The sequence below is a fragment of the Variovorax sp. 770b2 genome (assembly GCF_900115685.1).
Classification (GTDB): Bacteria; Pseudomonadota; Gammaproteobacteria; order Burkholderiales; family Burkholderiaceae_C; genus Variovorax.
In genome coordinates, this window is the sequence record NZ_FOXJ01000001.1 from 2829449 (window position 1) to 2851568 (window position 22120).

The 22120-nt window shown below is 67.4% G+C and carries 19 protein-coding genes and 1 tRNA gene; 5 read left to right on the forward strand and 15 right to left on the reverse strand.

The genetic code is table 11. The annotated features are described in order from the left end of the window. Positions 1 to 11: 11 nt before the first annotated feature. From BM133_RS13090 to BM133_RS13115, 6 genes are all read right to left on the reverse strand, one after another. Positions 12 to 686 (reverse strand): histidine phosphatase family protein, encoded by a 675-nt coding sequence (locus BM133_RS13090; RefSeq protein WP_093434242.1) that lies wholly within the window; start codon positions 684 to 686, stop codon positions 12 to 14. A 100-nt stretch (positions 687 to 786) separates the two neighbouring features. Beyond that, positions 787 to 2703, reverse strand: coding sequence for a peptidyl-prolyl cis-trans isomerase (locus tag BM133_RS13095; protein WP_093434243.1), 1917 nt, complete (start codon positions 2701 to 2703; stop codon positions 787 to 789). Between the two features lie 77 nt (positions 2704 to 2780). Continuing rightward, positions 2781 to 2856: transfer RNA gene (locus BM133_RS13100), tRNA-Val, on the reverse strand. A 27-nt stretch (positions 2857 to 2883) separates the two neighbouring features. Beyond that, positions 2884 to 3156, reverse strand: coding sequence for an HU family DNA-binding protein (locus BM133_RS13105; protein WP_007830705.1), 273 nt, complete (start codon positions 3154 to 3156; stop codon positions 2884 to 2886). Between the two features lie 234 nt (positions 3157 to 3390). Then, the gene (locus BM133_RS13110) at positions 3391 to 4476 is read right to left on the reverse strand and encodes a tartrate dehydrogenase (protein WP_093434245.1); all 1086 of its coding nucleotides are present in this window, start codon (positions 4474 to 4476) and stop codon (positions 3391 to 3393) included. Next, a complete protein-coding gene (locus tag BM133_RS13115) occupies positions 4473 to 5396 on the reverse strand; it encodes an alpha/beta fold hydrolase (protein WP_093434246.1) in 924 nt (307 codons plus the stop codon). Before BM133_RS13115 ends, BM133_RS13110 begins: the two co-directional genes overlap by 4 nt. A gap of 70 nt (positions 5397 to 5466) precedes the next feature. Between BM133_RS13115 and BM133_RS13120 the strand changes: the two genes are divergently transcribed. Next, on the forward strand, positions 5467 to 6426 hold the full coding sequence (locus BM133_RS13120) for a LysR substrate-binding domain-containing protein (protein WP_093434248.1): 960 nt from the start codon (positions 5467 to 5469) through the stop codon (positions 6424 to 6426). A 3-nt stretch (positions 6427 to 6429) separates the two neighbouring features. Here the strand turns inward: BM133_RS13120 and BM133_RS13125 are convergent, their stop codons facing one another. From BM133_RS13125 to uvrC, 3 genes are read right to left on the reverse strand one after another with little or no spacing between them, the layout of a single operon-like run. After that, positions 6430 to 7326, reverse strand: a complete 897-nt coding sequence (locus tag BM133_RS13125; protein WP_093434249.1) for a DMT family transporter — start codon at positions 7324 to 7326, stop codon at positions 6430 to 6432. Continuing rightward, complete coding sequence (gene pgsA / locus BM133_RS13130; protein ID WP_093434251.1) at positions 7323 to 7889, reverse strand: CDP-diacylglycerol--glycerol-3-phosphate 3-phosphatidyltransferase; 567 nt, start codon at positions 7887 to 7889, stop codon at positions 7323 to 7325. The genes BM133_RS13125 and pgsA overlap by 4 nt, the downstream gene beginning before the upstream one ends. Positions 7890 to 7948: 59 nt before the next feature. Then, positions 7949 to 9931, reverse strand: a complete 1983-nt coding sequence (gene uvrC, locus BM133_RS13135; protein WP_093434252.1) for an excinuclease ABC subunit UvrC — start codon at positions 9929 to 9931, stop codon at positions 7949 to 7951. A gap of 144 nt (positions 9932 to 10075) precedes the next feature. Between uvrC and ggt the strand changes: the two genes are divergently transcribed. Then, positions 10076 to 12145, forward strand: coding sequence for a gamma-glutamyltransferase (gene ggt / locus BM133_RS13140; RefSeq protein WP_093434254.1), 2070 nt, complete (start codon positions 10076 to 10078; stop codon positions 12143 to 12145). A 53-nt stretch (positions 12146 to 12198) separates the two neighbouring features. Here the strand turns inward: ggt and BM133_RS13145 are convergent, their stop codons facing one another. Next, positions 12199 to 13650: a M20/M25/M40 family metallo-hydrolase gene (locus tag BM133_RS13145; RefSeq protein ID WP_093434255.1), complete on the reverse strand. Its 1452-nt coding sequence runs from the start codon at positions 13648 to 13650 to the stop codon at positions 12199 to 12201. Positions 13651 to 13737: 87 nt separating this feature from the next. Here BM133_RS13145 and earP point away from each other — a divergent pair, with 87 nt between their 5' ends. From earP to BM133_RS13160, 3 genes are all read left to right on the forward strand, one after another. Continuing rightward, the gene (gene earP, locus BM133_RS13150; protein ID WP_093434257.1) at positions 13738 to 14844 is read left to right on the forward strand and encodes an elongation factor P maturation arginine rhamnosyltransferase EarP; all 1107 of its coding nucleotides are present in this window, start codon (positions 13738 to 13740) and stop codon (positions 14842 to 14844) included. A gap of 175 nt (positions 14845 to 15019) precedes the next feature. Beyond that, complete coding sequence (gene efp / locus BM133_RS13155) at positions 15020 to 15574, forward strand: elongation factor P (RefSeq protein ID WP_007830687.1); 555 nt, start codon at positions 15020 to 15022, stop codon at positions 15572 to 15574. Between the two features lie 125 nt (positions 15575 to 15699). Next, positions 15700 to 16563 carry an LOG family protein gene (locus tag BM133_RS13160; RefSeq protein ID WP_093434258.1) on the forward strand — a complete coding sequence of 288 codons (864 nt, stop codon included), beginning with the start codon at positions 15700 to 15702 and terminating at the stop codon, positions 16561 to 16563. A gap of 118 nt (positions 16564 to 16681) precedes the next feature. On the opposite strand, the gene BM133_RS13165 is transcribed toward BM133_RS13160, so the two are convergent. The 5 genes from BM133_RS13165 to BM133_RS13185 form a co-directional block, all read right to left on the reverse strand. After that, the gene (locus tag BM133_RS13165) at positions 16682 to 17374 is read right to left on the reverse strand and encodes a TetR/AcrR family transcriptional regulator (protein ID WP_093434260.1); all 693 of its coding nucleotides are present in this window, start codon (positions 17372 to 17374) and stop codon (positions 16682 to 16684) included. 30 nt (positions 17375 to 17404) lie between these two features. Further along, positions 17405 to 17860 carry a hypothetical protein gene (locus BM133_RS13170; RefSeq protein ID WP_093434261.1) on the reverse strand — a complete coding sequence of 152 codons (456 nt, stop codon included), beginning with the start codon at positions 17858 to 17860 and terminating at the stop codon, positions 17405 to 17407. Positions 17861 to 17943: 83 nt separating this feature from the next. After that, on the reverse strand, positions 17944 to 19473 hold the full coding sequence (locus BM133_RS13175) for an MFS transporter (RefSeq protein ID WP_093434263.1): 1530 nt from the start codon (positions 19471 to 19473) through the stop codon (positions 17944 to 17946). Between the two features lie 110 nt (positions 19474 to 19583). Then, on the reverse strand, positions 19584 to 20747 hold the full coding sequence (locus BM133_RS13180; RefSeq protein WP_093434264.1) for an MFS transporter: 1164 nt from the start codon (positions 20745 to 20747) through the stop codon (positions 19584 to 19586). Then, positions 20744 to 22099: a DNA recombination protein RmuC gene (locus tag BM133_RS13185; protein WP_256219162.1), complete on the reverse strand. Its 1356-nt coding sequence runs from the start codon at positions 22097 to 22099 to the stop codon at positions 20744 to 20746. Before BM133_RS13185 ends, BM133_RS13180 begins: the two co-directional genes overlap by 4 nt. Between the last annotated feature and the right edge of the window lie 21 nt (positions 22100 to 22120).

The following is a 22120-nucleotide window of genomic DNA, read 5'->3' on the forward strand; positions in this document are numbered from 1 at the left end:
AATCAGGAATCTCAGGAGTAGGTGACCCAGTCCTCGTACGCCGGACCGTCCAGATGCGGCAGCGTGTTGTACGTCACCAGCATGTGGCGCTTCGGCGTGAATGCGAACTCCGTCACCGAGGTGTTGCGGATGCGCAGGTTGAGCTCGATGGTCGTCTCCGCGCTCGTGCCCAGCACGTGGCCGACCGCCGTGCTGATCGGCCCGCCGCTCGAGACCACCAGCACCTTCGCGCCATGGTGCCTGTCGCGCACATGGTCGAGCGCCGTCGTCACGCCGGCAAGAAAGTCGACATAGCTCGGCATGCCGACCGGCGCCGTCTTGCCCTGCATCCAGGCGCCCAGGCCTTCGCGCAACAGACGGAAGTGATGGCGGTACATCTCGGGCGAGTCGGGCTTCTCGAGCTTGCCTTCGTGGATCGTGGCGATGACCGCCTCGCTGTCGTACTCGTTGAGCCCGGGCCACGGCAGCACGTCGTCGCGTTCCAGTCCCAGGCCCTTGGCAATGCCTTCCCAGGTCTGGCGATGCCGCTTCAAGGTGCCGGTGATGACGGCATCGAACTTCATGCCACGCTCGCGCCAGTACTCGCCCAGGCGCACGGACTGCCGGTGCCCGAGTTCGCTCAGGTTGTCATAGTCGGCAGCGCCAAAACTGGCTTGCCCGTGGCGCACGAGGTAGAGGGTTCCCATGCGCCGGATTCTGGCAAGAAGCGGGAGCGGCGCTTGTCCCACGGGCGACCAAAAAAAGCCCGGGTCATCGACCCCGGCTGCTGTCCTGCAGGGCGCCTTGTCAGCGCGCCGATGCAACAGGCAGCGTGTCCGCCGGCTTCGGCACGAGGATCTCGGCCTTGAAGCGTTCCTTCAGCAGGTTGTAGTAGGCCGCGGCTTCGGCCGCGGTCACCGACTGGCCGACCTGCGCGCTTTCCTGCTGTGCCTGCTCGGGCGGCGGCGGCGTGCGCGGGACCACCTTGGTCACGCGAACCACCGCATAGCCCTGCGTGCCCAGGTCCACGCCCACCAGCGAAGGCAGCTTGGCGGCGTCGGCCCGCAGCGCGGCATCGATCACCGGAACGGGCTGCGACTGCGCATCGATGCGCGAGACCGTGACGGGAGCAGCGAAGGTCGCGCCGTCCGCCTTGGTGGTCCAGGCCGCGAGCTTGGCTTCGCCTTCGGTCCTGGCCAGCACCGCGGCACGCTCGGTGATGAGTTGTGCGCGGATCTTGTCCTTGACCTCGGCCAGCGGAATCGGATGCGCGGGCGTGTACTGCGTCACGCGGCCCGAGGCGAGCTGGCTGGAGCCGACCTCGATCGCCTCGGTGTTCTGCTTGCGCTCGAGCGAGTCGCTGGCGTACAGCGCGCTCAGGAAGTTGCGGCTGGCCAGCGGGCCCTTGGCACCCGGCGCGGGGATGCGCGGGACATTGGTCGCGGTCTGGATCGTGAGCTTGAGCTTTTCCGCGGCCGGCTTGAGGCTGTCGGGTTGCTGGTACACGGCATCGGTGAAGGTCTCGGCGGCCTTCGCGAATTCCTGCGTGGCCTGTGCGGCGCGCACTTCGTTCTCGATGGTGGCACGCACCTGCTCGAAGGGCGGCACCACGGCCGGCTTGATGTCGGTCAGGAGAATGATGTGATAGCCGAACTCGGTTTCGACGAGGCCGCTGATCTCGCCCTTCTTGAGCGCGAACATCGCGTCTTCGAACGGCTTGACCATCGCGCCCTTGGTGACGAAGTCGAGGTCTCCGCCCTTCTCGGCCGAGCCCGGGTCCTGCGAGTTCTTGCGCGCCACGTCGGCGAAGGTGTTCGGCGCCTTCTTCACGTCGGCGAGCAGTTGCTCGGCCTTGGCCTTGGCCTTTTCGCGATCGCCAGCCGACATGCTGGCCGGCGCGGTGATCAGGATGTGGCTCGCACGGCGCTCTTCCTTCGTGCCGAAGCGCGCAGCGTTCTGTTCGTAGTAGGTCTTGAGATCGGCCTCGCTCACGGCGATGTTCTTCTTGGCCGCGTCCAGATCGAGCACGAGGTATTCGATGCTGGCCTGCTCGGGCGCCTGGAACTGCGAGGTGTGGTCCTTGTAATAGGCCTCGATGTCGGCGTCGCTCACGGTCACCTTCGAGGCGAAGTTCTCGGGCGCGAAACGTGCCACCTGGATTTCGCGGCGGTCATAGAAGGCATTGACCGTGGCCGCCACCAGTGCGGGCGGCGTGAGGGCCGTGCCCGATACGCCGAGCAGCACCTGCTGGGTGGACATGTCGGCGCGCACCGAGGCTTCGTACTGTTCGGGCGTGCGGCCCGTCACGCGCAGGAAGGTCTCGCGGTCGAACTTGCCGTCGGGCGTGCGGAAGGACGCAAGGCCCGGGTCCTGCGCAAAGATCCGCGCGAGGCGGTCTTCGGAGACGGTCATGTTCGCCTTGGCGGCGGCTGCAGCCAGCACGCGGTCGCGCACCATGCGCTCCAGCGTGGCATAGCGCAAGGCGTCCGAGTCGAGCACCGTCGGATCGACGTTCGGCGACTGCTGGCGAATGCGGTCCGTCTCGACACGGTGCTGCGCATCCCACTCGGGCTTGGTGATGTCGCCGCCTTCGATGTGGGCAACCTTCTCGTCGCGGCCGGAGCCCTGGTAACGCTCCACACCGAAGAGCACGAACGAGGGAATGATCAGCAAGAACAAGAAAATCATGACGATCTTGTTGTACTTGCGGAAGAAATCAAACATGCTTGAACACTCTTTTTCGACGGATGTCGGACGGCAATAAAAAAGGCGAACTGGTGTTCGCCTTTGCATCTGGGTGGTGGTGGGTGCTGAGGGGCTCGAACCCCCGACCTACGCCTTGTAAGGGCGCCGCTCTACCAACTGAGCTAAGCACCCCACCGGAATACTCTCCGAGTCTACGTCCTAGTTGAGCGCGTCTTTCAGCGCCTTGCCCGGACGGAACTTCGGAATCTTGGCTGCCTTGATTTTAATCGCGTCGCCGGTGCGGGGATTCCGGCCGGTGCGGGCGGCCCGTTTGCCTACTGCGAAAGTGCCGAAACCGACGAGCGAGACGGAGCCGCCCTTTTTGAGCGTGGTACGAATGGCGCCGATGGTGGATTCGAGCGCACGGGTGGCGGCTGCTTTGGAAATATCGGCGTTCTTTGCGATGTGCTCAATCAGTTCGGTCTTGTTCACAAGGGCCCCTTGTAGAGAAAAAGTTGGTCGGCTTTCGTCAGCTGCGACCTGGCCGCGGGTGGGTGCGACTCAAGAGCTTGGCAGGCCTGACGCCTCGGCAGCGCACTGCCAGCGAGGATTACAACCACTGCCCTGCAGGGTGTCAATAAGACACGAGGCCATGCAGAACAGCGGAGCGCGCGATTTTAGGGGCGTTTCGTTGCGCACTTTCCGGGACGTTTCGTGAAGTACTTTTCAAAGCGCTTCTGCGATCGCCTTTCCGAGGTCGCTGGTACTTGCCGTGCCACCGATATCCGGCGTGCGCGGTGCTCCGCTTTGGGGCGCGAGCACCTTCTCGATGGTCGAGAGGATCGCGTCGTGCGCATTCTTGTGGCCCAGGAATTCGAGCATCATCGCGCCGCACCAGATCTGCCCGATCGGGTTCGCGATGCCTTTGCCGGCGATGTCGGGCGCCGAACCGTGCACCGGTTCGAACAGCGACGGCGTGGTGCGCTCGGGGTTCAGGTTGGCGCTCGGCGCGATGCCGATGGTGCCGGTGCAGGCCGGGCCGAGGTCCGAGAGGATGTCGCCGAAGAGATTGCTCGCCACCACCACGTCGAAGAAATCGGGGCGCTGCACGAAGTGCGCGGTGAGGATGTCGATGTGGAACTTGTCCAGCTTCACGCCCGCGTAGTTCTTCGCCATCTCGGCCACGCGCTCGTCCCAGTAGGGCATGGTGATCGAGATGCCGTTCGACTTGGTGGCACTCGTCAGGTGCTTCTTCGGCCGCGACTGCGCGAGCTCGAACGCGAACTTGAGCACGCGGTCCACGCCGATGCGGGACATCACGGTTTCCTGCACCACGATCTCGCGCGGCGTGCCTTCGTACATGCGCCCGCCGATGCTGGAGTACTCGCCTTCGGTGTTCTCGCGCACGATGTACATGTCGATCTCGCCGGGCTCGCGCGGCGTGCCGTCGCGGCGCACCACGGGCGCGACGATGCCGGGCATGAGGCGCGCGGGACGCAGGTTGATGTACTGGTCGAACTCGCGGCGAAACAGGAGCAGCGAGCCCCAGAGCGAGATGTGATCGGGAATCTTCTCGGGCCAGCCGACCGCACCGAAAAAGATCGCATCGTGGCCGCCGATCTGGTCCTTCCAGTTGTCGGGCAGCATCTTGCCGTGCTTCTCGCAGTAGTCCCAGCTGGAGAAATCGAAGTGGTCGAACTTCAGGTCGATGCCGAACTTGCGCGCCGCCGCATCGACGACGCGCAGGCCCTCGGGCATGGTTTCCTTGCCGATGCCGTCGCCGGCGATGACTGCGATTCTGTGGGTGCTCATGGGGTGGCTCCTGTCTGCGGGAGAGATGGTTGGAGAGATGAAAAGAATGCGAGCGCCTCGGCGAGCAATTCGGCCGGGGCCTCTTCGGGAACATAGTGGCCGCACGGCAGCGCGCGGCCCGACACGTCATCGGCGCACGCGCGCCACAGCGCGAGCACGTCGAAGCATTTGCCCACCGCGCCATGCTCGCCCCACAGCACGCGCAGCGGATGCGCGAGCTTGGGTCCGGCGGCAAGGTCGGCCCGGTCGTGCACGAGATCGATGGTGGCAGAGGCGCGATAGTCCTCGCAGATGGATTCGGCCGTGCCCGGGATGCCGGCGCAACGCTCGTACTCGGCCAGCACCTCGGGCGCGAATGGCGCGAGCCCCGCGTGCCGCCCACCCATCACGCTGCGCACGTAGCGCACAGGGTCGGATGCAATCAGCGCCTCGGGCAACGGCGGCGGCTGGATCAAAAAGAACCAGTGCCAGTAGGCTTTGGCGAAGGCCTCCGAGGTGTTCTCGTACATCGCGAGCGTGGGCGCGATGTCCAGCAGCAGCATGCGCTCGACCGCCGCGGGATGGTCCGCCGCGAGCCTGTGCGCCACACGCGCACCGCGGTCGTGCGCCAGCACGCCGAAGCGCTCGAAGCCGTGGTGCCGCATGGCGGCGAGCGCATCGAGCGCCATCTCGCGCTTGCTGTAGGCCCTGTGATCGGCATCGGCCGCCGGCCGGCCCGAGTCGCCGTAGCCGCGCAGGTCCACCGCGACCACGGTGAACTGCTCGGCCAGTTGCGGCGCCACGCGATGCCAGATCGCATGCGTCTGCGGATGGCCGTGCAGCAGCAGCAGCGGTGCGCCCTTGCCGCCGATGCGGCCATGGATGCGCACGCCGTTGCGCTCGATGTCGAAGGTGGGAAAGGTGAGGAAGGAGGCAGTCACGGAACAATTGTGCGTTGCGCCTTCGCGATCATCAAGCAACAATCAGCCAATTCATACTTTCCATCTTGGCATGAATCCATCCTCGCTGGAACGCAGCGATCTCGAACTGGTGCTGGCGATTCGCGACCAGGGCAGCCTCGCCGGCGCGGCCGCCACGCTCGATGTCGTGCCCTCCGTCATCACCAAGCGGCTCGGTGCGCTCGAAGGGCGGCTCGGGCAGCGGCTGTTCGACCGCACCACGCGCCGGCTCAGCGTCACGGCCGAGGGTGAGGCGGTGTGCCTGCATGCCCGTGCGCTGCTCGAAGGTTTTGCGGCACTCGAAAGCGAGCTTGGCGAACGGCAGAACGAACTGGTCGGCACGATCCGCCTTGCCGCCACCTTCGGTTTCGGCAGGCGCTGGCTCGGGCCGACGCTGGCGGCCTTCCAGGCCCGGCACCCTGCCCTGCAGATCGAGCTGCTGCTGACCGAGCAACTGCCCGATCTCGGCGCCGAAGGCTACGACGGCGCGCTCTGGCTGTGGGCCGTGCAGCAGCACCGCGCGGCCGACTGGGTCACGCGCCGCATCGCGCGCAACCAGCGCGTGCTGGCCGCCGCGCCCTCGTACATCGCGCAGCACGGCATGCCGGCCACGGTCGATGCGCTGACCTCGCACGCGTGCCTCGTCGCGCGCGAGAACGGCGAAGTCAACCAGCGCCAGTTTGCGCTCTGGACGCTGCGCCATGCGCGCGACAGCAGCACCGCGCGCGTTCGCGTGCAAGGGCCGCTCGCAAGCAATTCAGGGGAGATGGTGCGCGACTGGTGCATGGCGGGCCACGGCATCATGCTGCGCAGCCTCTGGGACATTGCCCCGCAGCTGGCCACCGGCGAGCTGGTGCGGGTGCTTCCGCAGTACGTGATGCCCGATGCCGACATCCACTGGGTCGCGCCCTGGCGGCCGAAGACGCCGCGCCGTGTGCGCCTCCTGCTCGATCACCTGGCCGAGCAGTTTCGCGGCGAGCCGTGGAAGCCGGCGAAGACGGGGGCGCGCTGAAGCTCAGCGCTCGCTGCGCACCACCAGGCTCACACCGATCGCGGTGAGCCCGATGCCCAGCAGCGTCACCAGCGTGATCGGCTCGGCGAACAGCAGCCACGCCATCACCGCCGTGCAAGGCGGCACCAGGTAAAGCAGGCTCGTGACGGCCGTGGCCGTGCCGCGCTGGATCAGCATGTAGAGCAGCGAGCTGCCGCCCAGCGACAGCGCCAGCACCGACCAGGCCATCGCGCCGGTGGAGTGCGCATTCCACTCGATGCCCTGCGACTCCATGGCCGCGAAGGGCAAGGTCACCAGCAGCGCCGCGGCCATCTGCACGGCGCTCGCGCTGCGCACGTCGCAGGGCGCGACGAAGCGCTTCTGGTACAGCGTGCCCGCCGTGATCGAAAGCAGCGCGAAGACCGCGAGCGCCATCGTCAACGCGTTGACCTCGGCGCCCTGCCCGAACTTGCGCGAGACCACGAGCACGAGGCCCGCGAAGCCCAGCACGAGGCCGGCCCACTGCCGCTTCGAAATGCGCCCGCCGTTCAACGAAAGCCAGATCGCGGTGAGCACCGGCTGGACGCCGACGAGCAGCGCTACGAGCCCCGCGCCCATCCCCGCATGCACCGCGGCCCAGACACCGCCCAGATAGCCCGCCTGCATCAAGACGCCCGTGATTGCGAGGTGCCCCCACTGCGCGCGCCCCTTCGGCCACGCGACCTTCGCGAGCGCGACCCACACGCCGAAGCACACGAGCGACAGTGCATAGCGCACAGCGAGGAACTTGAGGGGCGGCGCATACGGCATGCCGTAGCGCGCAACGATGAAGCCCGTGCTCCAGATCAGCACGAAGACCGCCGGCATGGCCCGCAGCCATCCCGAGCCGCCCGGGCCAGGTACGGTGGCCGCCACCGTCATTTGGAGTGGGCCCGGATCTCCGGAATGGCCTTCTGCAGGTAATACACCATCGACCAGACGGTGAGCACCGCCGAGATCCAGATCAGCCACTGGCCCCAGAGGCCGGTGTCGATCACCTTGAAGAGGTGCCCGTCATACAGCAGGAAGGGAATCGCGACCATCTGCACGGTCGTCTTGACCTTGCCGATCATGTGGACCGCGACGCTCTTGCCGGCGCCGATGCGCGCCATCCATTCGCGCAGCGCCGAGATGGCGATCTCGCGCCCGATGATGATGAGCGCCACGAACACATCGGCGCGCTGCAGGTGCACCAGCACCAGCAGCGCGGCGCACACGAGGAACTTGTCGGCCACCGGATCGAGGAAGGCGCCGAAGGCCGAGGTCTGGTTGAGCTTGCGCGCCAGGTAGCCGTCGAGCCAGTCGGTGGCGGCGAAGACGATGAACATGACCGTGGCGATCAGGTTGCGCATCGGCTCGGCGATCGGCAGATAGAACACCCCGACGATCAAGGGGATCGCGACGATGCGCGTCCAGGTCATGATGGTCGGTAGGGTCCAGAACATCGCTTGATTGTGTCATGGCGGGATGACCCCGCAGGCTGCTTCGTCTCTCGGTGTTTGCCTCAGTGCAGCGCCTTGTAGATCTCCTCGGCCAGTTCGGCGGCGATGCCCTCGACCGAGGCGATGTCCTCCATGCTCGCCGCCGCCACGCCGCGGATGCCGCCGAAGCGCTGCAGCAGGCGCGCCCGGCGCTTCGGGCCGATGCCCGGAATGTCTTCCAGCTGGCTGCCACCCACCCGCACCTTCGCGCGCTTGGCCCGCATGCCGGTGATGGCGAAGCGGTGCGCCTCGTCGCGGATCTGCGCCACCAGCATCAGCGCCGCGGAATCCTTGCCGAGGTAGACCTTCTCGCGTCCGTCGGCGAACACGAGCTCTTCAAGGCCCACCTTGCGGCCCTCGCCCTTCTCGACGCCGACGATCAGCGAGAGCGGCAGGCCCAGTTCGCTGAACACCTCGCGCGCCATCGACACCTGCCCTTTGCCGCCGTCGACCAGCACCAGCTCGGGCATGCGTGCAGTGCGAGTCTTGGGCGCTGCTTCGCTGCTCTCGACGCCCTCGACGTTTTCACTTTCGGCGTCGCCGGGCGGCAGCGCCTGGGTCTCGGCCGCCATCGCCTCGGCCAGCTTGCCGTAGCGGCGATGCAGCACCTGGCGCATCGCGGCGTAGTCGTCGCCGGGGGTGATGCCCTCGATGTTGTAGCGGCGGTATTCCTTGTTCTGCATCGTGTGGTGCTCGAACACCACGCACGAGGCCTGCGTGGCCTCGCCCGCGGTGTGCGAGATGTCGAAGCACTCGACGCGGAAGTTGTCCAGGTCGTCGCACGCGAGCTCCAGCGCCTCGACCAGCGCGCGGGTGCGCGCCTGCTGCGAGCCTTCTTCGGCCAGCAGTCGGGCCAGCTGCAGCCCGGCATTCGTCTCGGCCATCTCCAGCCAGTGGCGGCGCTGCTCGCGCGGCTGGAACACTGCAGTCACACGCCCGCCGGCCTGCAGCGAGACCGCCTCGATCAGCTCGCGGCTCACCAGGTGGCTCAGCACCAGCGTGGCCGGCACCGGCACGTCGATGTAGTGCTGGGCGATGAAGGCTTCGAGCACCTGCACTTCGATGGGGTCGGCCGCCACCGGCGCGGCGCCCTCTTCCACATCGTCCATCTCGCCGTGGTGGATCTGCGCCGCGTCTTCCACGTGCACGGGGAAGTAGGGCCGGTCGCCCAGGTGGCGGCCGCCGCGCACCATCGCGAGGTTGACGCAGGCCTTGCCGCCCTGCACCTTGACCGCGAGGATGTCCACGTCCTTGTCCGAGGCGATCTCGATCGACTGCTGGTGCAGCACGCGCGAGATCGCCGACATCTGGTTGCGCAGCTCGGCCGCCTGCTCGAACTCGAGCTTCTCGGCGTGCGTGGTCATGCGCGTCTCGAGCCTGGAGAGCACGAGCTGCGTGTCGCCCATCAGGAAGGCCTCGGCGCTGGCCACGTCCTGCGCATAGGCCTCGGGCGTGATGTAGTCCACGCAGGGACCGGTGCAGCGCTTGATCTGGTACAGGAGGCAAGGCCGCGTGCGGTTGGCATACACGGTGTCCTCGCAGGTGCGCAGCTTGAACACCTTCTGCAGCAGCTGGATCGACTCCTTCACCGCCCAGGCGCTCGGGTACGGCCCGAAGTAGCGGTGCTTCTTGTCGACCGACCCGCGGTAGTAGGCCAGCCGCGGAAACGCGTGCGACGCGATCTTCAGGTAGGGATAGCTCTTGTCGTCGCGAAACAGGATGTTGTAGCGCGGCTTGAGCGTCTTGATGAGGTTGTTCTCGAGCAGCAGCGCCTCGGCCTCGGAGCGCACCACGGTGGTCTCCATGCGCACGATCTTCGAGATCATGTGGCCGATGCGGGTGCCGCCGTGGCTCTTCTGGAAGTAGTTGGCGACCCGCTTCTTGAGGTTGCGCGCCTTGCCCACGTAGAGCACCGCGCCGGCGGCGTCGAAGTAGCGGTACACGCCCGGCAGTTGCGGCAGCGCCGCGACCTCGCTGAGCAGTTGATCGGAATGCACGTCTGACATGGCGGCTATTGTGGCGTGCACGCGGAACCCGCGTCGCAGGCCTGCGCGCAAACCCCGAGGTGCCTGGAATGAAATGTGCTGATGATGAAGACGGGCGCGAGGAGCGCCCGTGTCATTTCACCAAAACTACTCGGGAAGATTTCCATGACGAAGAAGATCCATGCGCGCGCCTGGCGGGCGCTCCCGCCCCTGGCGCTTGCATTCACCGTGGCCGGCTGCGGCGGCGGTGGTGGTGGGCAGAACAACGACGCTGCGCTGATCGCGGCAATCGCCGCCATCAACGCGGCCAACAGCGCCGCGGCCGAAGCCGAAGCCGCCAAGGGCTGCCTGATTGGCGGCAGCGGCACGCCTGTCGTGGTGGGCTCCGGCAATCCGGGCGACCCCGCCGCGCCCGAACCGGCCTCAGGCTACGTGCTCGGCCACAAGCTGGTCTACGCGAAGAGTTACATGGTGGTGGCCAACCATCCGCTGGCCACGCGCGCGGGTTGCGACGTGCTCAAGGCCGGCGGCAGCGCGGTCGACGCGGCGGTGGCGGTGCAAGCCGTTCTCGGGCTGGTCGAGCCGCAATCGAGCGGCCTGGGCGGCGGGGCATTCATGCTTCACTACGACGCGAAGACGAAGAAGGTACAGGCCTACGACGGGCGCGAGATGGCGCCGGCCGCGGCGACCGAGAACTACCTGCGCTACATCGACGACGTCAGCGACAAGACCACACCCAAGCCCTCGCCGCTGCGCGCGAGCGGTCGCTCCATCGGCACGCCGGGTGCGGTTCGCATGCTCGACATCGCCTACAAGGACCACGGCAAGCTGCCGTGGAAGGACCTGTTCAGCTATGGCATCACGCTGGCATCGGACGGCTTCTCGATCGGTGGCCGCATGGCCGCCGCGATCTCCATCTCGGACGCCGAGCTGAAGCGCGACGCCGAGGCCACGGCCTATTTCTTCAACGCCGACGGCACGCCCAAGGCGCTGGGCACGAAGCTCAAGAACCCAGCCTATGCCAAGACGCTGACCACCCTCGCCACGGAGGGCGCCAACGCCTTCTACACCGGCCCGATCGCGCAGGCCATCGTCGACAAGATCGCCGTCACGGCAGCCGTCGATGGCTCTGCCATCACCCCGGGCAAGACGACCATGGCCGACATGACCAACTACGTGGCCAAGCGCCGCGACCCGGTCTGCGGCACCTACCGCGACTACTACGTCTGCAGCATGTCGCCGCCGTCCTCGGGCGGCATCGCGGTGCTGCAGACGCTGGGCATCCTGGAGAACTTCGACATGGGCCAGCAAAAGCCTACTGCCATCGACATCGAGGGCGGCAAGCCGACGGCACTGGGCGTGCACATGGTGAGCGAGGCCGAGCGCCTGGCCTACGCCGACCGCGACAGGTACGTGGCCGACACCGACTTCGTCCCGCTGCCGAGCGGCTCGGCCGACACCATGCTCAACAAGTCCTACCTGCGCAAGCGCTACGACCTCATCAGCCCCTCCAAGAGCATGGGCCTGGCAACGGCGGGCGACCTGGGCAGCGTGCCGCTGGGCATCGACAAGACCGAGGAGCGCGGCACCACGCACTTCACGGTGGTCGACAAGGAGGGCAACGTCGTGACGATGACGACCACGGTCGAAAGCACGCTCGGCTCGTTCCACATGACGCAGGGCTTCATGCTGAACAACCAGCTGACCGACTTCTCGGCCAACCCGAACGACACCGTGGACCCGAGCATCAAGGTCGCCAATCGCGTCGCCCCAGGCAAGCGCCCGCGCAGCACGATGGCGCCCACGATGGTGTTCAGGAAGAACGGCGACGGCAGCATGGGCGAGTTCGTGATGGGCACTGGCTCGCCAGGCGGCAGCACGATCATCCAGTACGTGGTGAAAACGCTGGTCGGTGCGCTGGACTGGGGCCTGGATGCCCAGCAGGCCACGTCGCTGGTCGACTTCGGCGCCTCCAACTCCCCGACGAAATCCGGCTCCAAAAACTCGTTCACCAACGTGGGCGGCGAGCACCCGGCCATCGACACCTCGAACTCAGGCAACAACGATCCGTTGATCACCGGCCTGCGCGCACTCGGCCACGAGGTCGCCTTCGGGCCGCAGTCCAGCGGCATCAGCACCATCATCCGCACGAACGTCGGCGGCAAGTCGGTGCTCACCGGTGGTGCGGACCCGCGGCGCGAAGGCATCGTGCTGGGCGATACCTTCACGCCCTGAGCGGGAGCACAGGGGCAGGCGCAATGCCTGCCCTTCGCTTGCCCCCTGCCTGATTACTTCGCGACTTCCGACACCAGCCGGTACAGGAACTCGCGCCCGTCGTACAGGCGCTGGATCTCGATGCGTTCGTCCAGCCCGTGCGCGCGCGCATCGGCCGGCTCCAGGAACATGCCGGTCACGCCGTACATCGGAATGCCGGCATTGCGCATGAACCGGCTGTCGGTGGCGCCGGTGCTCATCGCGGGCACCACGGGCACGCCGGGCCACATCTGCTGGGTGAGCGATTCCACCGTCTTCACCAGGTCGCCGTTCAGCGGCGAGGCCGGACTGCGCAGCGGCTTGCCCATGTTGCGCACCACGATCTTGTCGTTGCCCACGGCCTGGGTCAGCAGGCGCTCGACCTCATCGGGGTCGTCGTGCGGCAGGATGCGGCAGTTGACCGTGGCCTTGGCCGATTGCGGCAGCGCGTTCTCGGCATGGCCGGCCTGCACCATCGTCGCCACGCAGGTGGTGCGCAGCTGGGCGTTGTAGGCCGGGTTGGCCGTCATGCGCTCGAGCACGCCCGCATCGGGGTTGCCGCTGCCGATGGCGCGCATGTCGTCGGCCAGTTGCCCGGTGGCGAAGGGTGCGCTGCGCGCGAAGTAGGTCCTGGTGACATCGGCGAGCTTGATCGGGAAGGCGTAGCTGCCCAGCCGCTCCAGCCCCGCGGAGAGCGCGTAGATCGGGTTGTTCTTCGTCGGCACCGAGCTGTGGCCGCCCACGTCGCGCGCCTCCAGCATGTAGGTCGTGTACATCTTCTCGGCCACCTGCATGCGGTGCAGGTTCGGCTTGCCGCCGCGCAGTTCGCCGCCGCCGCCCTCGTTGATGCCGAACTCGGCCTGCAGCAGCTCGGGCTTGTTGCTGATGAGCCAGAAGGCGCCGTTGCTCAGCGCATCGCCGCGCTCCTCGTCGGCGGTGAGCGCCAGGATGATGTCGCGGCTGGGCTTGAAGCCTTCCTGCTTGAGTTGCCCGAGCACCGACACCAGCGCCGAGGCCATGGCCTTGTCGTCGATGGAGCCGCGCGCGGTGAAGTAGCCGCCGGTTTCCTGCAGCTTGAAGGGGTCGGTCTTCCAGTCTTCGCGCCGGGCCTCGACCACGTCGATGTGGGCCAGCAGCAGCAGCGGCTTCTTGCTGCCGTTGCCCTTGAAGCGCAGCACCAGGTTGCCCTTCTTCGGGAAGGGTTCGAAGATCTGGATGTCGCCGGGCGCGAAGCCCGCTTCGACCAGGCGCTTTTCCATGGCGCGCGCCGCCAGCGTGTTGTCACCCGTCGAGTGGGTGGTGTTGATCTCGATCAACTCCTTGTAGATGTCGTGGAAGCGCTGCTGCTGCGGCGTGAGCGAAGCCGGCGCGGTGCTCGTCTGGGCCGACGCACCGGTCGTGCCGGCGATGCCGCACAGGGCCAGCGACAGGGCGAGCACGGTCTTCGCGCAACGATGGGGAAACTGCGAACGGGTCTGCATCCTCATGGTCTTTCTCTCTCCAGCGGTTGTTGTGGCGGCCAGCATAGCAAGCCAGGCGCCGAACAGACGCTGAAGACGGGCACACTCGCGGCCATGGGCACGCGCATGCAATGGGACATCTTCTGCAAGGTCATCGACAACCACGGCGACCTGGGCGTGTGCTGGCGGCTGGCCTCTCAACTGGCGGCGCTCGGCGAACGCGTGCGGCTGTGGATCGACGATGCGACGGCGCTGCACTGGATGGCGCCCGCGGGCTGCGACGGCGTGCAGGTGATCGACTGGCTCGACCAGGCCGCGGTGCAGCAGGCCGCGGCCGGGCCGGCGCCGGATGTGCTGGTCGAGGCCTTCGGCTGCGAGCCCGCGCCGGACCTGATCGCACGGTTCGCCGGGGCACCGGAAACCGGCAGTCCCCGATCCTGGATCAACCTCGAATACCTGTCGGCCGAACCGTACGTCGAGCGCCTGCACGGCCTGCCCTCGCCGGTGTTCAAGGGGCCGGGTGCCGGGTTGACCAAGCGCTTTTTCTATCCGGGCTTCACGACCGCGACCGGCGGGCTGCTGCGGGAACCCGATCTGCTGGAACGGCAAGCACGTTTCGACCGCGTGCAATGGCTGGCGGCGCAGCAGATTCCATGGACGGAAGGCGAGCGCCTTGTCTCCCTCTTCTGCTATGAACCCCCTGCGCTGGCGGATCTGTTGACCCAACTGGCCGACGGCCCGGAACCCACGCGATTGCTGGTGACCGCGGGCCGCGCCACGCATGCGGTGAAAGCACATCTTGCGACCGAAGGCGCCCGGAACCGCGCCGCCCATGGGCACGGCGCGCTATCGATTTCGTACCTCCCCTATCTCACGCAGGCTGATTTCGACCACCTGCTCTGGGCCTGCGACCTGAATTTCGTGCGGGGCGAGGATTCGCTCGTGCGCGCGCTCTGGGCCGGCGCGCCGCTCATCTGGCAGATCTACCCGCAGGACGACGACGCCCACCACGCCAAGCTCAATGCCTGGCTCGACCGGCTCGGCGCCCCGGCCTCGCTGAGGCGTTTTCACCACGTCTGGAACGGGTTCGACGCGAGCCCCCTGCCCCCCCTGGAAACGCAGGGCCCGTGGCGCGAAACCGTGCGGGCGGCGCGCGAAACGCTGCGCGCCCAGGACGATCTGGTCACCCAACTGCGGCATCTGATCGCCCAAAAAAGCTAAAATAGCGGGCTTTGCGGATTTCGGCCCGGGTCGTCAGGACCCGAGATGCTCTCCGCCAAACCTGCCGCGGGACATGTACCGCGGGGCCCGACACACCGGCAAGCGCGTTTCGAACGTCGCCGGATGTCAAGAGAAGGCCCCGTGCACCGAGCGGCCAACATCCAGAGAACCTGTTATGAAAATCGCTCAAGAAATCCGCGCCGGCAACGTCATCATGCACGGCAAGGACCCGATGGTCGTCCTCAAGACCGAATACAGCCGCGGCGGCCGCAATTCCGCCACCGTGCGCATGAAGATGAAGAGCCTGATCGCCAACTTCAACACCGAAGTGGTCTTCAAGGCCGACGACAAGATCGACCAGATCGTGCTCGAGAAGAAGGATTGCACCTACTCCTACTTCGCCGACCCGATGTACGTCTGCATGGACGCCGACTACAACCAGTACGAAGTCGAAGCCGAGAACATGGGCGACGCACTGAACTACCTGGAAGACGGCATGGCCGTCGAAGTGGTGTTCTACGACGGCAAGGCCATCTCGGTCGAACTGCCCACCAGCGTGGAGCGCGAAATCACCTGGACCGAGCCGGCCGTCAAGGGCGACACCTCGGGCAAGGTCCTGAAGCCCGCCAAGATCGCCACCGGCTTCGAAGTGCCGGTTCCGCTCTTCGTCTCGCAAGGCGACAAGATCGAAATCGACACCCGCACCGGCGAATACCGTAAGCGCGTTTGAGTGTTCCCGGCCTTCCGGTCGGCAACCCTCCCCGAAGAAAGGCTCCGCAAGGGGCCTTTTTCGTTTCTTGGGCACGGCGATTGCAACGCTGCACAATCCATCGGGTCTTCCTGTCCGAGTCCTTCATGAACAACACGCACGATCTTCACGACAAACGCCTGGCCGATGCCTGGGCCACGCTCCGCGCGCATTCCGACAAGGGCCTCCCGCTGGACCCCGATCCCTCGCGCATCGCCTTCGCCGACCCCGAATTCCTGCTGCGCCGCGAGACGCGCGGCATCCGCATGCAGCTGGAGCTGATGAAGCCCGACATCGAGCAGCGCGCGCATGGCATCGAGAACACGGTGGTGGTCTTCGGCAGCGCCCGCTTTCGCAGCGAGGAAGACTCCGCCGCAATGATCGCGCAGGCCGATTCCGCGGGCGATGCGGTGGCCGCCGAGCGCTGGCGGCGCCTGGCGCGCAACTCGCATTACTACGAGAAGGCCCGCGCCTTCGGCAAGCTGGTTGCGCAGTACAGCAACGGCAAGGAGCCCGAGGACAAGCTCTTCGTCTGCACCGGCGGCGGCCCCGGCATCATGCAGGCGGCCAACCGCGGCGCGCACGAGGGCGGCGGCATCTCGGTGGGCCTGGCGATCGCGCTGCCGATGGAAGAAGAAGCCAACCCCTACGTCACGCCCGCGCTGAGCTTCAAGTTCCACTACTTCGCGATCCGCAAGATGCATTTCATGATGCGTGCGAAGGCGCTGGTGGCGTTCCCGGGCGGCTTCGGCACGCTCGACGAACTGTTCGAAGTCATCACGCTGGTGCAGACCAAGAAGTCCAAGCCGGTGCCGATCGTGCTGTTCGGCTCGGACTACTGGAAGCGGATGATCGACTTCGACTTCCTGGTCGACGAAGGCGTCATCTCGCCGGGCGACGTGAAGCTCTTCGAATACGTCGACGCGCCCGAAGACGCGTGGGACTACATCAAGCGCTTCTACAAGTTGTAGCCCGCCCCCAGGCTGCGCGCACCTCGTGTAGCTTCTGCCTCCCCCTGCGGGGCGCGGCGCCTGAGGCCCGGCAAAGCCGGTTCCCCGGTGTTCCACGAAGGAACATGGTCAACATCCTTCAGATGTCGGGATCGACGACGTCCGGGTGCAGCGCCTGCTCGAAGAACCGTGTGAGCGCGCGGGCGCGGCGGTGGCGGTCGGCAAGAGCAGCCACGGGGTCGCCGGCCGGGCCCACGGCCACCGCGTCGTCGGCCACGCCGTGCAGCGCATTGAAGAGGATCACGCCCGTGAGCGTCGCATCCTCGACCTCCCACACCCCCGCCGCATCGCCCCGCTTCAACAGGCCGACCAGCTGCGTGATGACCGCGTTGTCGTTGCGCATGCGCCGGTCTTCGGGCCGGTACTCGTGGAACACCACGTCGTGCAGGGCGACGTTGTCCAGGTAGATTTCCAGGCCCGTCTCCACCCAGGCCTTCAGGCGCGCGTGATGGTCGTCGGGGCGATGGCGGTCCATGGCGTTCTGCAGGCGCTCGCAGAAGGTATCGACGAAGCGCTGCTGCAGCGCGCCCAGCATCGCCTCCTTCGATGGAAAGTACAGGTAGAACGTGCCCTTGGCCACCTGCGCGCCGGCCGCGATGTCGTCGATGCTGGTGGTGGCGATGCCCTTGGAGATGAAGAGGCGCTCGGCGGCGTCCATCAGCGCGACGGCACGCGTCTCGGGCGCCTTGGTGCGGCGGCGCGCTGCGACCGGCGTGGCCGGTTCGGCCTCGCCTGCCGGGGTGGGATCGATGGCCGGGTCGCTTCGTGTCATGGCAAATCTCGAGGAACTCGGAAAGTTCAGTCAGGAAAGAGAGGGGGTGGCGCGCACGGCGCCGATGGCCGCACGGACGGCCGCCGCATCGAGCCGCAGGCCGCGCGGGGCCAGCACGCTTTCGCCGAGCCAGGTCAACGCGTCGTCGGTGGCGACGAAGGTGCTGGCCGGCACGCCGAAGAGCTTCTGGACATTCATCTTGCTGATTTTCTCGTATTGCGCGGCGGGCACCACGCTCGCCATGCCCATCATGTGGCGGCGGATGTCTTCGCCCCGCGCCTGCAGCCACTGTTTCGCGCGCTGGGCGCTGCCTTCGGGATGGACCAGCGCGTCCGCATCGGCGAACACGCGCAGCGAGACGAAGGGCTCGCCGCGATCGAGCCAGCGGTTCCAGTCCTCGGTGAAGGCGTCCATGCTCTCCAGCGTCTGCAGGCCGGATGAGATGCTGATGACCAGCGGCCACTGGCTGAGTTCGTGTCGGATCATGGAAAGCTCCTTGGTGAGTATCGATCGAAGCCGCGCGCGGGAGCGCATGGGCACGGGTGCGGCGGGCATGGCGATGCGCAGCCTCAGGCGCGCGCCGGCAACGCGGCGGTGCGCGGCCTGACGCGCACCAGCAGCCCCGCCGCCAGCAACCCGGCCACACCGGCGCAGACCATGGCGGCATGGAAGCCGCCCGCGAGCGCGCCGGCCACGAGGGTGTGCGCCGTGCCCGCATCGAGCGGGGCCAGCGCGGCAAGGTCATGCCGCGAAACGGCCGCGACGGCCGCCTGTTGCGCATCGCGAAGCCCTGCCTGTTCGAGCGCGGTGGCCAGCAGCGCGGTCGCCCGCGTGCTCATCAGCGTGCCGAGGAGCGCGATGCCGATCAGCATGCCGGCCTGGCGCAGCGCGTTCATCGTGGCCGAGGCCATGCCCGAGCGCTGCGCGGGCACGGAGGCCATCACCGCCATGCTCGTGGACGGCACCGCCAGGCCCGTCCCCGCGCCGAGGAACACGAACAGCAGCGCCAGCAGCACATAGGGCGTGTCGGCCGAGAACAGCGCCAGCAGCAGCATCGAGGCGCCGATGAGCGCGTAGCCCGCGACCATCAGCGTGTGCACATCGAAGCGCCGCGCCAACCGGCCGAACTGCGAGGCGATGAGGCCCGTTGCAACGAACTGGGGCACCAGCCGCCAGCCGGTGTCGCTGGGCGACCAGCCCTGCACCTGTTGCAGGAAGAGCGAGAAGAAGAACAGGCTCGCATACGACGAGAAGCCGAGCACGAACGAAGCGAAATTGGTGGCCGAGAAGCGCGCATCGCGAAACAGCGCGAGCGGCAGCAGCGGCCGCGCCACGCGCGCCTCCACGATCAGGAACAGCGCAAGACCGATGGCTGCGGCGACCAGCGCAGCCGCGGCGCGGCCGGAACCCCAGCCGTATTCGCCGGCCGCGATCAGCCCATAGGTCAGCGCGCCGAGCCACAGCACGCTGAGCACCTGCCCGAGCGGATCGAGCGCCGCGTGCTCGGGATGCGAGCTCTCGCGGATGCCCCAGAGCCCGAGTCCCGCGGTCAGCAGCCCGATCGGCAGGTTGATGAGGAAGATGCTCTGCCAGCCCGCATGGTCCACCAGCAGCCCGCCCAGCATCGGCCCGAGGATCAGCGACAGCGCCGTGAACGACGACCAGCCGCCGATCACCCGCGCCCGGCTGGCGGGCTCCGGAAACGCGTGCGCCAGCAGCGACAACGCGCCGGGAATCATCAGCGCGCCGGCCACGCCCTGCACCGCGCGCCCCGCCAGCAGCGTGGAAAGATTGCCGGCCATCGCGCACATCGCCGAGCCCAGCGTGAACACGACCACACCGGCGAGCCAGGCGCGCTTGCGGCCGTAGCGGTCGCCGACCGGGCCCGCCGACAGGATGAAGGCCGAGAGGCACAGCGCATAGATGTCGATCACCCATTGCAGGCCCGCCAGGTCGGTGGCGAGCGCGCGCTGCAGCGTGGGCAACGCGACGTTGACGATGCTCACGTCGAGCGTGGCAATGAAGCTGCCGAGATACACCGCCGCCACGAGCGCGATGCGGCGGCGCGGATCGGTCCGGGCCGGATGCGGGGAGTCCATGGACGCCTTCGAGGTCGTTGAAGAAGGCGCCGATACTGACTTCGAGTCAGTTAAAAGTCAATCAGATGAGAATTACTCTTATCTGGAACATGGATTAGCCTGAAAGCGGCTCAGAGCTTCAGGCCCCAGGTCGCCCGCGCGCCCAGCGCCAGCACGCCGCCCACGACCCAGAACACCCCCGCGATGCCGATCAACGCGCCCAGAGAGCCGAACAGCATCGGCATCGCCACGCTCGAGGCATTGATGGTCATCAGCCGCAGCCCCAGCGCCTCGCCGTGCCGCGCGTGCGGCGTGATCTGGTGCAGCATGCTCATCACCATCGGCTGCACCGCGCCGAGCGCGAAGCCGAGCACCACGGAGCACATGCCCATGGTCAGGGCCGAATCCAGCAGCGGGTAGACCGCGAACATCGCCGCAGTGACGATGGTGGAGCTCAGGATCACGCTGCGCTCCGAGGCGCGCGAGGCGATGAGCGGCAGCACCACGCGGATCGCGGCGGCCGCGATGGCGAAGGCGCCGAGGATCGAGCCGATCACCGAGGCGCTGATGCCGCGGTCGTGGCCCAGCACGGGCAGCACGAAGGCATGCACGTCCCAGCTGGACGACTGCAGCCAGTTGACGAACAGCAGGCGGCGGAACATGGGTTCCCGCAGCAGGTCCCAGGCGCGCGTCGGCACGGCGCCGGGTATCGGTGCGGCACGCGGCGGCTCGTGCGCGCCGCGCGCAAGCATCCAGCAGAGGACGGGCAGGAAGGCCATCGCCGCGAAACAGACGCGAAACGCCAGCATGTCCGCGGGCGCGCGGCCCGCGTGATCGATCAGCATGCCGGCCAGGAAGGGCCCGACGAAATTGGCCACCGCGGGCGCGATGGCCAGCCAGCTGAACACCCGCTTGAGCTGCGTCGCGTTGGTGGCCGAGCGGCCGACGTGCCGCTGCAAGGCGATGACCGTGGCACCGGTGGCGCCGCCGGTCAGCAGCGCCGCGACGCACATCGCCGGAAAGGTCGGAAAGACCAGCACCAGTGCCGCGCCGCCCGAGGCCGCGATCACCGACAGCCAGAGCGGCCGCTTGAAGCCGTGCCGGTCGGCAAAGCGCCCGGCAGGCAGCGCCAGGAACACCTGGGTCAGCGCGAACAGCGCGATCAGCACGCCGACCGCCGCCGCGCTGTAGCCCTGTTGAAGCGCCAGCAGCGGCGTCGCGAGCCGCATGCCGGCCATGGTGGCGTGCAGGCACACCTGGGCCCCGATCACGCGCAGCAGTTCAGAACCTTTCACGGCGTGCCTTCGTCCTCGCTGTCGGCGCTGGGGGGCAGCAGCACCTGCGCCTGTGCCTCGGGCAGCGCCTCGACCTTGCGCAGCGCCAGGCGCATCTGCCTGGCGCGGGTGTCGGCCTTGTCGAGGGTGTCGGAGGCCTTGGCCACCTGCTCCTTGATGCGCGCGACCCACTCGCCGTAGCGCTCGAATTCGGTCTTGACCGCGCCCAGCACCTTCCACACCTCGGAGGCCTGCTGCTCCAGCGCGAGCGTGCGAAAGCCCATGTGCAGGCTGTTGAGCATGGCGAGCAAGGTGGTCGGGCCGGCCAGCGTCACGCGGTGCTGGCGCTGGATGGCGTCCATCAGGCCGGGACGGCGCAGCACCTCGGCGTAGAGGCTCTCGACCGGCAGGAACAAGATCGCGAAATCGGTGGTGTGCGGCGCGGCGAGGTAGTTCTCGGCGATCGAGCGGGCCTCCAGGCGGATGCGTGCTTCGAGCGCCTTGGCCGCGAGTTCCGCGGCGGGCGCGTCGGCGCGCTCGTGCGCGTCGATCAGGCGCTCGTAGTCGTCGCGCGGGAACTTGGCATCGATGGGCAGCCAGACCGGCGCACCGTCGTCGCCACGCCCCGGAAAGCGGATCGCGAAATCGACGCGCTGGCCGCTGCGCGGCTTGGTCTCGATCTGCTTGGCGTACTGCTCGGGCGTGAGCACCTGCTCGAGCAGCGCCTCCAGCTGCACTTCGCCGAACACGCCGCGCGTCTTCACGTTGGTCAGCACGCGCTGCAGGCTCCCGACGCCGACTGCGAGCGTCTGCATCTCGCCCAGGCCCTTGTGCACCTGCTCGAGCCGGTCGGCCACCTGCTTGAAGCTCTCGCCCAGGCGTGCCTCGAGCGTGCTCTGCAGCTTCTCGTCGACGGTCTTGCGCATTTCGTCGAGCTTGGCGGCGTTGCTCTGCTGCAGCTGTGCGAGCTGCGTTTCCATCGTCGCGCGCACTTCGGCCAGGCGCCGGGCATTCGATTCGCTCAAGCCCTGCAGCTGGGTGTTGAGCGTGTCGGCCAGCGATTTCTGCAGCGATGCGAGCTGCAGCGAGAAAGCGTCGAGCTGCGCGTTCTGCGTGCGCGTGGCTTCGGCGCCCTGCTGCACCAGCGACTGCTGGAAGGTGGCGAAGGCCTGCGCGGTTTCCTGCCGCGTGCCACGCGCGCTTTCGCCGATGTCGTTGCGCAGTTCGCGTTCGGTGCGCTCGTTGGCCGAGCCCATGGCAGCCAGCAGGCCCAGCACTTCGCCCTGGTCGGGCTTGGGTTGCCGCCGCGCGAGCAGCCAGATCACCAGCACGAGCTGGACGACCGCGAGCGCCGCCAGCGCGAGAAGAATCAATTCAGTGGGTTCCAAAGTGGG

Coding starts and splice junctions, on each gene's coding strand:
- BM133_RS13090 (WP_093434242.1), bottom strand. CDS start 686: ATGGGAACCCTCTACCTCGTGCGCCACGGGCAAGCCAGTTTTGGCGCT.
- BM133_RS13095 (WP_093434243.1), bottom strand. CDS start 2,703: ATGTTTGATTTCTTCCGCAAGTACAACAAGATCGTCATGATTTTCTTG.
- BM133_RS13110 (WP_093434245.1), bottom strand. CDS start 4,476: ATGAGCACCCACAGAATCGCAGTCATCGCCGGCGACGGCATCGGCAAG.
- BM133_RS13120 (WP_093434248.1), top strand. CDS start 5,467: ATGAATCCATCCTCGCTGGAACGCAGCGATCTCGAACTGGTGCTGGCG.
- BM133_RS13125 (WP_093434249.1), bottom strand. CDS start 7,326: ATGACGGTGGCGGCCACCGTACCTGGCCCGGGCGGCTCGGGATGGCTG.
- pgsA (WP_093434251.1), bottom strand. CDS start 7,889: ATGTTCTGGACCCTACCGACCATCATGACCTGGACGCGCATCGTCGCG.
- uvrC (WP_093434252.1), bottom strand. CDS start 9,931: ATGTCAGACGTGCATTCCGATCAACTGCTCAGCGAGGTCGCGGCGCTG.
- ggt (WP_093434254.1), top strand. CDS start 10,076: ATGACGAAGAAGATCCATGCGCGCGCCTGGCGGGCGCTCCCGCCCCTG.
- BM133_RS13145 (WP_093434255.1), bottom strand. CDS start 13,650: ATGAGGATGCAGACCCGTTCGCAGTTTCCCCATCGTTGCGCGAAGACC.
- earP (WP_093434257.1), top strand. CDS start 13,738: ATGGGCACGCGCATGCAATGGGACATCTTCTGCAAGGTCATCGACAAC.
- efp (WP_007830687.1), top strand. CDS start 15,020: ATGAAAATCGCTCAAGAAATCCGCGCCGGCAACGTCATCATGCACGGC.
- BM133_RS13160 (WP_093434258.1), top strand. CDS start 15,700: ATGAACAACACGCACGATCTTCACGACAAACGCCTGGCCGATGCCTGG.
- BM133_RS13165 (WP_093434260.1), bottom strand. CDS start 17,374: ATGACACGAAGCGACCCGGCCATCGATCCCACCCCGGCAGGCGAGGCC.
- BM133_RS13170 (WP_093434261.1), bottom strand. CDS start 17,860: ATGATCCGACACGAACTCAGCCAGTGGCCGCTGGTCATCAGCATCTCA.
- BM133_RS13175 (WP_093434263.1), bottom strand. CDS start 19,473: ATGGACTCCCCGCATCCGGCCCGGACCGATCCGCGCCGCCGCATCGCG.